General features: G+C 65.4%; 10 protein-coding genes and 1 tRNA gene. 4 read left to right on the forward strand and 7 right to left on the reverse strand.

Annotation, left to right across the window (positions count from 1 at the left end; all coding sequences use genetic code 11):
- Nucleotides 1–12: 12 nt before the first annotated feature.
- Nucleotides 13–696: a polysaccharide biosynthesis/export family protein gene (locus DSM104635_RS07940; RefSeq protein WP_158765688.1), complete on the reverse strand. Its 684-nt coding sequence runs from the start codon at nucleotides 694–696 to the stop codon at nucleotides 13–15.
- Nucleotides 697–835: 139 nt separating this feature from the next.
- Here DSM104635_RS07940 and DSM104635_RS07945 point away from each other — a divergent pair, with 139 nt between their 5' ends.
- Nucleotides 836–2359 carry a GumC family protein gene (locus DSM104635_RS07945; RefSeq protein WP_158765689.1) on the forward strand — a complete coding sequence of 508 codons (1524 nt, stop codon included), beginning with the start codon at nucleotides 836–838 and terminating at the stop codon, nucleotides 2357–2359.
- Nucleotides 2356–3042: a hypothetical protein gene (locus tag DSM104635_RS07950; RefSeq protein ID WP_158765690.1), complete on the forward strand. Its 687-nt coding sequence runs from the start codon at nucleotides 2356–2358 to the stop codon at nucleotides 3040–3042. Before DSM104635_RS07945 ends, DSM104635_RS07950 begins: the two co-directional genes overlap by 4 nt.
- Here the strand turns inward: DSM104635_RS07950 and DSM104635_RS07955 are convergent.
- The 5 genes from DSM104635_RS07955 to DSM104635_RS07975 are packed head-to-tail and all read right to left on the reverse strand — an operon-like array spanning nucleotide 3030 to nucleotide 8730.
- Complete coding sequence (locus DSM104635_RS07955; protein ID WP_158765691.1) at nucleotides 3030–3938, reverse strand: glycosyltransferase family 2 protein; 909 nt, start codon at nucleotides 3936–3938, stop codon at nucleotides 3030–3032. The genes DSM104635_RS07950 and DSM104635_RS07955 overlap by 13 nt on opposite strands.
- Complete coding sequence (locus DSM104635_RS07960) at nucleotides 3935–4696, reverse strand: polysaccharide deacetylase family protein (RefSeq protein ID WP_158765692.1); 762 nt, start codon at nucleotides 4694–4696, stop codon at nucleotides 3935–3937. The genes DSM104635_RS07955 and DSM104635_RS07960 overlap by 4 nt, the downstream gene beginning before the upstream one ends.
- A complete protein-coding gene (locus tag DSM104635_RS07965; protein WP_158765693.1) occupies nucleotides 4693–5622 on the reverse strand; it encodes a glycosyltransferase family 2 protein in 930 nt (309 codons plus the stop codon). Before DSM104635_RS07965 ends, DSM104635_RS07960 begins: the two co-directional genes overlap by 4 nt.
- Nucleotides 5606–7090, reverse strand: a complete 1485-nt coding sequence (locus DSM104635_RS07970; protein ID WP_158765694.1) for a lipopolysaccharide biosynthesis protein — start codon at nucleotides 7088–7090, stop codon at nucleotides 5606–5608. The genes DSM104635_RS07965 and DSM104635_RS07970 overlap by 17 nt, the downstream gene beginning before the upstream one ends.
- Nucleotides 7087–8730, reverse strand: a complete 1644-nt coding sequence (locus DSM104635_RS07975; protein ID WP_158765695.1) for an exopolysaccharide biosynthesis polyprenyl glycosylphosphotransferase — start codon at nucleotides 8728–8730, stop codon at nucleotides 7087–7089. Before DSM104635_RS07975 ends, DSM104635_RS07970 begins: the two co-directional genes overlap by 4 nt.
- A 141-nt stretch (nucleotides 8731–8871) precedes the next feature.
- Here DSM104635_RS07975 and DSM104635_RS07980 point away from each other — a divergent pair.
- Nucleotides 8872–8962: transfer RNA gene (locus DSM104635_RS07980), tRNA-Ser, on the forward strand.
- Nucleotides 8963–9030: 68 nt separating this feature from the next.
- On the opposite strand, the gene DSM104635_RS07985 is transcribed toward DSM104635_RS07980, so the two are convergent.
- Nucleotides 9031–10377 carry a GH1 family beta-glucosidase gene (locus tag DSM104635_RS07985; protein ID WP_158765696.1) on the reverse strand — a complete coding sequence of 449 codons (1347 nt, stop codon included), beginning with the start codon at nucleotides 10375–10377 and terminating at the stop codon, nucleotides 9031–9033.
- Nucleotides 10378–10637: 260 nt separating this feature from the next.
- Between DSM104635_RS07985 and DSM104635_RS07990 the strand changes: the two genes are divergently transcribed.
- Nucleotides 10638–11678 (forward strand): LacI family DNA-binding transcriptional regulator, encoded by a 1041-nt coding sequence (locus DSM104635_RS07990; protein WP_158765697.1) that lies wholly within the window; start codon nucleotides 10638–10640, stop codon nucleotides 11676–11678.
- Nucleotides 11679–11682 lie beyond the last annotated feature (4 nt).

Here is an 11682-nt window from a genome sequence, read left to right on the forward strand (position 1 = left end):
CCCGAGATCGGGCTAGTTGTTACGGTCGCCGCGGAGATCGTAGTAGAAGCTGAACTGCACCGGCAGAGCGTCGCGAACATACTGCTGCATGAACAGGTTCACTTGGCTGATCGCCGAGCGCGGCACGTAGACGACGTCATAACGCTGCAACGCCTGCGCATTCGGAAAGCCCTGCCGCATTGCGCGCGGCGAGAGATCGACTTCCGACACCGCTGTTGCGCCGCTCGCACGTGACAACACTAGCACATCGCCGCGCCGCGCGCTCGGCAGGAAGCCGCCGGCGAGGGCTACGGCTTGGAACGCATCGATGTTCGCCGGCATCTCGTAGATACCAGGCCGCGCGACTTCGCCGCCGACGAACACTTGCCGCGAGCCATACCCACGCGGCGTCACGCTAAGCTCGGGCGTGCGCAGTTGCGGCGAGTAGGCGGCGATCAGGCCGTCGTGCAATTCTTCCGCGGTGAGATCGGCCGCGCGGACGGCGCCGATCAGCGGCAGCGCGATGCGGCCGTCAGGACCGACGGTGACATTCCGGCTTAGTTCCGGCGCCGAAAAGACCGTGATCTCGATCTCGTCGCCTGGATAGAAGCGATAGGCGGGCGTCGTATCCGTGTAGGCCATCGGCGCCGGCGCTTCCTGCGCGCTCGCGCTAGCCAACCCAAGCGCCGCCACAATGGCCAGAACTGCGATCCGCATACTTAAAGCTCCAACGCTTTGTTAGCGCGCGCCCGTTAACGGTGCGTGCGCTTGCGGGAGACAGCCTGCGTGATGGTTGGTGAATGATCATTTACCAAATGGCGCCAAGCTTCGTTTCGCGCACGACCCAGGAGCGCTGATGAGACCGAGCACCGAGGCGGCGAAGCCGAGAAACGGCTGGACCGAAATGCCACGCATGGGGATCGCGGACTTTGCGGCCATGCTGTGGGCCGAGCGCGTGCTCGTGCTCGGGATCGGCGCGGCCATCTGTGCGCTTGGCCTGGTCGCGGCGCTCATGGCGCCAAAGTCCTACACCGCGCGCAGCGAGCTCATCGTCCGCATGGGCGAGGAATACGTCTACCAGCCCGCCTCCGGCGGCGCGGCAACGCCTGACATGCAGACTGTCGTGAACTCCGAAATGCGTCTGCTTGGCTCCGGCGCCGTTGTGCGTCGGGCGATCGAAGCGGTTGGCCTCGCGACGCTTTACCCGGATATCGCCAGCGCGCCTGAGAGCGACGCGCGCAAGCTCGCCGCCGCCGAGCGCGCCTTTTCCGAGCACCTTACCATCGAAACCGCGCCACAAACGCCGTCGATTGGACTCTCCTTCGAGCACCGCAATCCCGAGGTCGCCGCGCAAACGCTAAACGCGCTGGTCGCGGAATATCTTGAGCACCGCCGCACCGTCCTCGTCGGCGGCGAATTCGAAGCGCTCTCGGCCGAGACCACCGACCTCAGCTCTCGCGCCGCCACCGCCAGCACGGCGCTCGCGGCCTTCCTTACCGAGCACGAGATCGGCGACTTCGAAAGCGAGCTTGCAGCGCTCGCCGCCCGCTCCGGCGACATCGAAACGCAGATGCTCGATGCCCAAACGCGCCGCCGCGAAGCAGAGGCCCGCGCGGCTTCGCTGCGCGCGCGCTATCAATCCGAGCCTGAGCAGATCGAGCTTTATGCGGAATCCGATGCGCGCCGTGATCTCGTCGAAGCCCAGATGGAGCGCGAGCAGTTGCTGTCGCGCTACCAGCCCGACGCCATGCCGGTGCGCGAAGTCGATCGCCGCATTGCGCAGCTGGAATCCTTCCTCGCCGGTGGCGATCCGCCGAGCGTCACGCGCCGCGGCGCCAACCCGGTGCGCCAAGACATCGCGAGCCAGCTCTATGCGATGGAGGCTGAGGCTCGCGCCCAACGCGGCCGCGAAACTGCGTTGACGCAGCAGCGTACTGAAGTGCGCGCGCGTATCCGCGAAATGCAGGTGCTTGAACCGCGCTTCCGCCAGCTGCAACGCGAGCGCAGCACTCTTGAGATCAACGCCGGCACGTTCGCCACGCGCGCCGAAGAAGCGCGCACCCGCAGCCAAATGCTCGGCCGCGCCACTGACAACATCTCGCCGGTAGAACAAGCCAGCGTGCCGACGCAAGGCAAGAGCCTCCGCTGGCCGATCATGATCGTGACGATTTTGATCGCCGGCATTGTTGCCGTCGCCGCCGGGCTCTCGCGCGCGCTGATGCGCCGGTCGTTCCCGACGCCATCCAGCGCTGGACGCACGCTCGATACGCCCGTCCTCGCAGTGATGCCGCGCCCGCCGCAAGCCAGGCCAGTGAAGGCGAAGCCGGATAAGTCTGCGAAAGCAAAACCTGAGCTGACAGTCGTGGAGGGCGGCGCGTGAGCCAACCGGCGTTTTCCGTCGAGGGCGTGCTGGATGCGCTGGCGATGCAGCCGCGCCGCGGCGCCGGTGATGGCCGCGCCATCATGTTCATCGCCGCCCGGCGCAAGGAAGGCGTCACCACCGCCGCCCGCGCTGTCGCACGGGCCGCAGGGCCAGGCGCGATCTACGCCATCGACCTCGATCTGAAGCGCAACGCGTTTGCGCGCGAACTCGCCAACATCGAACCGCTCGGCCCGAAGATCGACGGCCGCCTCAATGCCGCGAGCTTCTACAGTGTGCGCGGCCCGAACGGGATGCTGCTGCCAGAACGCGCGCCTGCGTTCTCCTATCATCGCGTCGGTCGCACACGTATTTATGCAGGCGTGTTCGACCCGCGCTTGTTGCCGGAGGGCGGTCGCGTCGTAATTTCCTCAGCGCCGCAGTATTGGGATGCTGCTCGCGCCGGTGGTGCGATAGCTGTGGTGGATGCGCCCGCGCTTGAGCGTAGCGAGATCGGTTTGCGGCTTGCACGCAATATGGATGGTGTCGTGCTCGTCGTGGGATCGGATCGCGGTGCAGCGCCAGCGGCAATTGCCGCAAAGCAGGCGCTTGTCGATGCTGGCGCCAATCTTATGGGGATCGTCTACGCAGGCGCGTCAGCGCCGGTTATCGCCATTGAGCGTTTGCTCCGTCAGGCCGGCTGACGCACAAGCGCTTCGCCGTAGAAGCGCTGCTCCCAGAACCAAAACACTTTGCCCGCTCCGCGCGCGGCGCGATCGAGTAGCGCCAGCGCGCGTGGCGTAGAGCCGGCGAGCGCGATCGCGCTCGCGGCGCCGAACACGATGGCTTGGCCTGCGCCAATCGCCATGTGCTTGGCGAGGCCGGCGAAGTCGCGTGTGGCCCACGCGGTTTCGCACGGACCTTGCCCATATGCGAACGCCCGCTTCAAGCCGTGCTTCAAATGCGTGCGTTCGGGGCCGAGATGCTCGATCACCCAAGCGTCTGCTGCCCAAGCGAAGCGCGCGCCGACATCGGCCCAGGAGGCGAACAGCGCGTCATCCTCGCCGCCGGTCTGATTGGCGCGCGGATCGAACGGCTGCGCTTCCTCGAACATCAGGCGCGGCTGCAGCGAATTGCCGATGCCGTAAGCGCGCTCCGAATAGCCGCTCTCGGTCGGCCCGCTGCGCGAGTACAGGTTTTCGTAGAAGTCGGCATTGTCCTCACACGCGCACCGCGCCCGCACCGGGCCGAACACACTTTGCGCGCCCGTTTCGCGCCGTACGGCGATCAGCGACGCCAGCCAATGCGGCGATGCTTCTTCGTCGTCGTCGAGCCACGCCGCCAGATCGCCCTGCGCCAACGCTAGCGCCGCATTGCGCGCGTGCGCGACGCCGGCGCGTGGCTCATGCGCCCAGCGGAACGGGATGGACGCGTCGCCTTCGAGAATGCGAAACGCTGCCAGCGCCGAGCCTTCCGGCGAATTGTCGACTGCAATCAGTTCGACGCCCTCGACGCCTTGCTGCGCCAGCACGCTCCGCGCCGCGCGCAGGAAGCTCTCCGGACGACGGAACGTCGGAACCAGAACACTAACGCGGATCATGAGAGTCTCCGTTCCAGCGCCGGGGTGACAGGCATCACCACAACGCCCAGCGCTTTTGCCGCCTTGAGCAGCGCGTCAAGATCAGCCGCGCTCGTGCCCCACGGCGACGGCGTGTCGGAGATGTCGTGCGTGAAGGCGATCAACCAAGCTTTGCGCTTCGCCGCGCGCTTCAGCGCGTCGCAAACCCGAGCCATGCCGCCTTCGCCGAACATCGGATACGAGCGCAACTGCGCGAGATCGGTGCGGCCAAGGTTCAAGCCCGGCAGAATGCCGCGCGCGCTGTAGAAACGCGGCGGCAGGCTGGCTTTGAGTTTCGGTTGCGTCTCGCCGTACGGATACGCCAGCGTGCGCGACGGTTCGTACGCGCCCATTTCGTTTAGCGCATCGCGGTTCTTTGCCAGGCCGCGCAGCGTGTCGTACACGCCGCGCTTGGCGCAATCGCCGTGATCGTAGGTGTGGCACCCGATCTCGTGGCCGGCGGCGATCAGGCGCGGGATGTCATCGCGATTGAAGTTTGACCCGCACGGGCCGTCAGTCTCCGCGAGGCCAGCGGCCGCGTAGAAGGTGCCGCGTGCGCCGTGGCTTTCCAAAATGCGAGCGCCGAGATCGCCGGCGCTCACCGGGAAGTCGTCGAACGTGATGGAGAGGATCGGCTCATCGAAGCGCAGATTGGCCGGTCGCGCGGCGCGCCACTGGGTCCAGCGTCGTTGCACTTTGCTCAGCGCGTCGCGTGACGGGGCGTAAGATGTCATGGTCATGCGAGGTGCTCCGCAAAGTGGCTCGCCCGGTAAAGCTTGAACGCGGCGCGTCGGATTGGCATCGGCGTCGCCCGCAATGGATCGCGCGCAAACCATGCGAATGCACTGCGCAGGCCGCGCACCGGCCGCACTGTCCGCGCCGCGCGATAGGCGGCGAAGCGGCGCACCGCTTTCGGGTGCTTGGCGGCGAGGCGTGCGAAGTTCGGGCCGGCTTCGGCGCTCTTGCGCATCAGCGTGGTGATTGAATCCAGGCCCGCATGCGTCACCGGGTTGTCGATGTGCTGGATGCGCGTGTGGCGCGCCGCGGTCAGCGCCCAGTCGGTGTCTTCGAAGCCCCAGCCCGTGAAACCGTCATCGAATGGCGTCGCCAACAGGAAATCGCGGCGCACGAGCAGGTTCGAGGCTGCGGTGCTTTGCGCCGCTGCGCGCGCGCGCAGGCGGGCCGGCGCGCAATCGGAGCGGCCGAACAGATTAAAGTGCAGCGCGGTATCGGGCGTCTCTTCCGCCTGCTCCAGCGACAAGCCGCCGAACGCGACGAGTGGACGCTCGTTGCGGATCGTGGTCAGCCAGCGATGCAGGAAATCGCTTTGGTCCGGGATGAGATCGGCGTCGAGGAAGAGTACGTACTCGCCGCGCGCTTCTTCGATCAGCCGATTGCGCCCAGTGGCGCGGCCGCGGTTGCGCGCCCAGATTACGATGCGCACGCTCGTTCTCAGCGCTTCGGCCGCCTTCACGACGTTTGACAATAGCTCGGCGCTCGCCGAACCGTCGTCCAGTAGCACGAACTCGACGTCTCGTGACGCGGGCGCCATGCGCTGCAACAGCGCTGACGGGTCGTGCTTGTGGAACGGCGTTAGCACGCTGAGCCGAGGCGCGCGCGCCTGCGGCCCGATGCAGAGGACGCGTTGCTCAAGTGCGGCGGACATTGACGCGCTCCATGAAGGCGGTTTGAGCAAAGGCGCGCGACGTGTTGCGCAACGCGGCGGCAGCGCGGACGCGAACGCCAAGGATGTTCAGTGCGATTGCGGCGGCAAGGTAAGCAGCGGCGCCGACACTCACCTTCACGACGAGCCCGAACAGACCGGGATAAGCGGGTGTGGCGATCACGGCGGCGCTCATAAGCGCGGTAGCGGCGCTGACCTTGGCCAACAGCCGCCACGACATCGGCAGCGCGATCAGGCGGCGGCCGATCAGTGCAAGCAGGATGGTGCCGGTGATCGCGCCCGCCGCAGCAGCCATCGCCGCGCCAATCGCGCCGAACGTGGACGTCCACAGCAGCGTCAGCACCAGCTGCACGACGCCGGGCGCAACCATTACGGCCGCGCGCAAGCCGGTCCGGCGCGTCAGCTGAAACGCCTCCGACAAGTAATAGAGATTGAAGCCTGCCGCGACGCCGCCTAGCGCCAACCACGGTAGCGTCCGCGCCGCCGTGTCACACAACCCGTCGCCAACCAGCAACGCAGAGAGCGGCTGCGCAACCAGCGCCAGACCGGCCGCCGCTGGGATCACCAGCGCGGCAAGGACGGCGAATGTCTTGCGCGCGACATCACGCGCGGCGTCAGCGCCTTTGTCTTCGTACGCTGCGAGCATCAGGGGCGCGAATGCCGCGCCAGCGCCGAGGAAGATCAGATCGAGCGGACGCGCCAACCCGAAGGCCGCTGCGTAGGCGCCGAGGTCGGCAACGCCGCTTTGGTGCGCGAGGATGAAGCGTGCGATCGTCTGCACGCCGAGGTCTAGCGCCAGCGCCAGCGCCAACGGCGCACCGTAGGACGCATACGTCGTGGCGCGGTCGAGCGATGGCGCGCCGCCCTTGGCGCGCTTCAGCAGTCGCGGTGCGTCGATGAGAAAAATCACAGCGCCCGCCAGCAATAAGCCGGCAAACGGCGCTATCGCGCCCAGGTCGAAGCGCATCAGCAGCGCAACGCCAGCGGCAAACCCGACAGCCAGGTACGCCGTTTCCAGCGCGGCATAGCGGCTGATATCGAACGCGGCCCGGTCGCTCTCGCGCGTGATGCGGGTGAGAAAGCGGAACACTGCGGCGCCAGCCGCGAATGCTGACAGCGCCGCAACATCTTCGCGAACGCCAACGAACGCGAGCAGCGCGCCTGTCGCTACTAGAACAATGGCGCCCAGCGCCACCGCGAGCGCTAGCAGCGTCGCGAAGTGATCAGCCAAGCGCTTTTCGGCACGGGCGGCCGCGAAAAAGCGGAAGGCAGCCGCCTCTGCCCACGTGAACAGCAGCGTGTGCGCCAGCATCGAGGCGGAGAGCACGAGCGCGTAACGGCCGAACTCTTCCGGGCTCATCAGGCGCGTGAACGCGGCGATCGCGCCAAGCCCGACGAGGGCTTGGGCGATCTGCAACGGCGCAAGCGTGAGTGCGCGGCGTGCGTTCACCGCACCGCCTCGTAGTCGCCCAGCAGCGCCGGCGCCGAACGCACCAGGATTTCCAGATCGAGCCAAAGCGAAGCACGCGACACGTATTCCAGATCAAGCTTCACGCGGCGGCGGACAGCGGCGGGGCTTTCCACGGGTCCGCGCGAGCCATTGACTTGGGCCCAGCCGGTGATGCCCGGCTTCACGCAATGGCGGTGCGCGTACTCGGCGACGATCTGCGTGAGTTCACGCTCGTCCGCCTTCATGCCGATGGCGTGCGGGCGCGGACCAACCAGGCTCATCTCGCCGCGCAGTACATTGATAAGCTGCGGCAGCTCGTCGAGGCTGGTGCGGCGGAGATAGGCGCCGATCTTGGTGACACGCGGGTCGTTGTGTTCGACCTGCTTCAGCGCGGCATTCGGTTGATGCTGCATCGAGCGGAACTTCAGCACCGTGATGACGCGGTTGTTGAAGCCGTGACGGCGTTGGCGATAGAGCACCGGGCCGCGGCTGTCGCATTTGATGGCGATCGCGATCGCCAGCATCGGCAAAGCGAACAGAGCCAGGAGGCCCGCACCGATGACGATGTCCTGCGCGCGCTTCACCAGCGCACGGCGATGATTGCGCGGACGGCCGGAAACGCACGCCACCGCCGAACCGGTGAGGCGGTCGATGCGTTTGCCGCGCACGTTCAGCGTCTGATAGTCTAGCAGGAGGTCAACCCGGTTCGGCGCCACGCGCAGTCGCTTGATGATGTCGTTGACGCGGCCCTCGGCCTTCTGCGTCACCGTGATCACGATGCGATCAATGTGCGGCAGGCCTTCCCACTTCAGCAGATCGTCGAGATTGCCGCCCACGGGCGCATCGCCGTGGATGGGGCCAACGCGCGACAGCCGATCGTCGACAATCGCGACGACTCGCGCTTCGCCGGTTTTCGCGGCGCGCTTGGCCATGCGTTCGGCGGCTTCGGTCGCGCCGACGAGCACGATGGTTTCGGAGAAGACGCCCTTTGCGTGGGCGGCGCGGATCCAAACCGCGAGTGCTGCGTGCATCCCCGCCAGCAGCATCGCGGCGACCGGCAGCACTGCCGAGAGCGCCGCGGAGGATCGCGCGTCCGGTGCAAAGAAGGTGGCGACGCCAAGGCCCAGGATCGTCCCGAGGGCCAAGCCGCCAATGCCGCGCTCGGCGCGGATGCGCGCAACGCTGAGGCGATAGGATTCAGTGAGCCAAAGACCGGCCTTCAAGGAAATGGCCGCGGCCAAGAACGCCGCCGCGCCGCCGATGGAAAGCTCCGCCAGGCCCATGCCCGCGCCCCAAAGGGCGGCGACTTGCGCGGCGACAAGCACCATCATCCAATCCAGCGCCTGGATGAATTTCACCGGAGCGGTGGGGTCGATGTGAACGCCGCGACGGTTCAGATCAGGAAAGGTAAATCCGGGTTTCGCGTCATTGGCCGGCGCTTCTGGCGCCGCGTCCTCGACGCGGTAGGCGGCGTCGGCTGTCCACAGGCTCTCGTCTTCAAGGCAGATGTTCAGGCCAAAGAGGCAGAACTCCCCCGCCAATTCCGCCAAGCGACGCGCCTCCGTGGCGTCATCAACCACATAGGTCAGCACCGGCTGATCCAAATCGGCGCCGGCGAGCAGCAAAGCAGGCTGGGACATTGGTTAATTCGCCCTTCAGACTAAGTTTCTGGAGGGCGCTCGCGCAAAGCTTACGCCAGTTAACCAAGGGTCGATCCGGACGGGGGCTGGGATTTGCGCCTTGCGGGCGAAGCCGGGGGCAGGCTAAGGCGATGCTCTGCCGGAGACGTGGCCGAGTGGCTTAAGGCGGCGCCTTGCTAAGGCGTTGTACTCGAACAGGGTACCCAGGGTTCGAATCCCTGCGTCTCCGCCAGGACTAGCCATTTCGCCCTTAACGCCCTGGCGGGCTCCGCACTGGAAGTAGTTAATGCGTAGCACGGTTCAGGCCAGCGCAGCACCGCCATTGCTAGCGATCACCTCGGCATAGAAGCGCGCGCTGTCCTTCGGGGTCCGCTGCTGGGTTTTGAAGTCGACATGAACAATGCCGAAGGTCTTCGAATAGCCCAGCGACCACTCAAGATTGTCGAGCAACGACCACACCATGTAACCGCGCACATCGACGCCGGCCTTGATCGCGTCGTTAACGGCGGAGAGGTGCGTGCGCAGGTAATCGACACGATGCTGATCTTGCACGCGACCACCAGCAATCGGAGGGTCCTTCATGGCCGCACCGTTCTCTGTCACGTAAAGCGGCAGATCGCCGTAGCGCTCCTTCATCCACACCAGCGTGTCCGTAAGGCCCTTCGGAAAAAGCTCCCAACCGGTCTCCGTCAGCACCGCGCCTTTCGGCGGCTCGTTGCGTCCGCCCACCGGCCACGCCTTGGGATCGGCTTTGGTGACACCGCGCGTATAGTAATTAAGTCCGAGCCAATCGATCTTCTGTTGGATCAGCGCGTAGTCCTCGGCCGGCCATTCGGGCCACGCTTCACCGAACACCTCTTTCATCTCCCCTGGGTACCTCCCGAAGAAGATCGGATCGAGATACTGGCGGTTCATGTAGGCGTCAGCGCGCTTTGTGGCGGCGATATCGGCCGGATCGTCACTCGCCGGATGCTTTGGCTCGATGTTGACGACAATACCGATCTGGTTCTTGCCCTCGGCGCGATAAGCCTTCACCGCAGCGCCGTGCGCGCGCAGCAGATGATGCGAAGCGATCGGCGTCTCGAACAAATTCTCATGCCCCGGCGCCAGCGCGCCATGCAGATAGCCGCCGTCCGTCACCACCCACGGTTCGTTGAGCGTCGCCCACTTTTTCACGCGCCCGTCGAGCTTGCGGTACATCACGCTTGCATAGTCGGCGAACCAGTTGGCGATATCCGGATTGAGCCAACCGCCGCGATTGTCGAGCGCTTCCGGCAAATCCCAGTGGTAGAGCGTGCACAGCGGTTCGATGCCATTCTCCAGCAGCGTATCGACGAGACGGTCGTAGAAGCCGAGACCTTTCTCGTTCACGCGGCCGTTGCCGTCCGGCAGCACGCGGCCCCAACCGACGCTGAAACGGTACGCTTGCATGCCGAGTTCGCGCATCAGCTTCACGTCATCGGCGTACCGTCGGTAGTGATCGCAGGCGATATCGCCAGTATCGCCATTGACCGTTTTGCCTGGGGTATGACTGAAGCGCTGCCAGATGCTCGCGCCCGCACCATCGGCGAGCGGGGAACCTTCGATTTGATACGCAGCCGTCGCGCTGCCCCACAGAAACCCTTTCGGAAACTCGCGGCGTGTCATTCGTTGTCCCACTCGAAAGCGGCATGTTGCGGTGCATCAAAACGCGCGACGCGCGTAAGCCTCTGGCTTGATCTTGATGATTTCCCGCAACAACGCACGCTCGAAAATCGCCCCCAACGTGTAATCGTTTACACCGGTGATGTAAACGATTACAGTTTGAATCGACGCTTGGCGAAGACCGGGCGCGAGGCATAAGGGAGGGTTCGCGGCTTGGCGGTCCCACGGCACAAATTCAATCTGCATCGCGCTGAGCTGCGGTCATGACGCGCCGCGCCCGCGAACGCAGCGCCACGATCAAGGACGTGGCCCGCGAGGCTGACGTTTCAGTCGCCTCCGCATCTCGCGCGCTTAACGGTTTCTCCAACGTCGCCGAACCAACACGCCAACGCGTGCTCGCCGCGGCGCAACGTCTTCGCTACGTCCCGCACATCGGCGCGCGCAACTTGATTATGCGCCGCACCAACATGATTGGTGTCGTCTTGCCGGACATGTACGGCGAATTCTTCTCCGAACTCATTCGCGGTGCGGATTCCGGCGCGCGCGAGCACGGCATGCACCTGATCGTCACCAGCGCGCACGGCGACGCGCGGGAGGCCGGCGAGATCGTCCGCGCTATGCGTGGCCGCGTCGACGGCATGATTATGATGTCGCCGCATGTGACCGAAGATTTCGCGGACGAGTACTTCGACCACGATCTGCCTCTGGTCCTTATGAACGGTCGCACCGGCCGCGCAAGTCACACCACAATTAACATCGACAACCGGGGCGGCGCCGAGACCATGGTGCGCCATCTCCATGCCAGCGGTCACCGCCGCATCGCCTTGATTGGCGGCCCTAAAGGCAACTTCGACGCCGAAGAGCGCTTGCGCGGTTGCCGTGCTGCTCTACGCGCGTTGAAGCTCGAAGTGAGCGCGACACTTGACGGTGATTTCTCTGAAGAGTCTGGCCGTTCAGCCGCGCTCAAACTGCTCAAAGCCAAACGATTGCCGGACGCTGTCTTCGCACTGAACGATATGATGGCGATCGGTTGCATGGCGGCTCTGGAAGATGCGGGCGTCGACGTTCCGGCACAGACATCGGTCGCCGGCTTCGACGACGTTCCGATCGCCGCTTACGTGCGGCCGGGCCTCACCACGATGCGCGTGGATATTGCAGGCCTTGGCCGTCAAGCGGTCGAGCAACTTCACACTTCTATTCGCGGCACTGCGAAGGCGGCCGGCGAAGCCACGACGGCGCCGCTGGAACTGATCGTGCGGGGGTCGACGCGCACAAAGACGAACAAAGAGAACCGGGAGGGATAGGGAA

The sequence above is a fragment of the Terricaulis silvestris genome (genome assembly GCF_009792355.1).
GTDB classification, from domain to species: domain Bacteria; phylum Pseudomonadota; class Alphaproteobacteria; order Caulobacterales; family Aquidulcibacteraceae; genus Vitreimonas; species Vitreimonas silvestris.

What these genes read in the sequence shown, in the direction of transcription:
- DSM104635_RS07965 (WP_158765693.1), bottom strand. Translation starts at nt 5,622, where the DNA reads ATGTCCGCCGCACTTGAGCAACGCGTCCTCTGCATCGGGCCGCAGGCG.
- DSM104635_RS07975 (WP_158765695.1), bottom strand. Translation starts at nt 8,730, where the DNA reads ATGTCCCAGCCTGCTTTGCTGCTCGCCGGCGCCGATTTGGATCAGCCG.
- DSM104635_RS07990 (WP_158765697.1), top strand. Translation starts at nt 10,638, where the DNA reads ATGACGCGCCGCGCCCGCGAACGCAGCGCCACGATCAAGGACGTGGCC.
- DSM104635_RS07960 (WP_158765692.1), bottom strand. Translation starts at nt 4,696, where the DNA reads ATGACCATGACATCTTACGCCCCGTCACGCGACGCGCTGAGCAAAGTG.
- DSM104635_RS07940 (WP_158765688.1), bottom strand. Translation starts at nt 696, where the DNA reads ATGCGGATCGCAGTTCTGGCCATTGTGGCGGCGCTTGGGTTGGCTAGC.
- DSM104635_RS07985 (WP_158765696.1), bottom strand. Translation starts at nt 10,377, where the DNA reads ATGACACGCCGCGAGTTTCCGAAAGGGTTTCTGTGGGGCAGCGCGACG.
- DSM104635_RS07945 (WP_158765689.1), top strand. Translation starts at nt 836, where the DNA reads ATGAGACCGAGCACCGAGGCGGCGAAGCCGAGAAACGGCTGGACCGAA.
- DSM104635_RS07955 (WP_158765691.1), bottom strand. Translation starts at nt 3,938, where the DNA reads ATGATCCGCGTTAGTGTTCTGGTTCCGACGTTCCGTCGTCCGGAGAGC.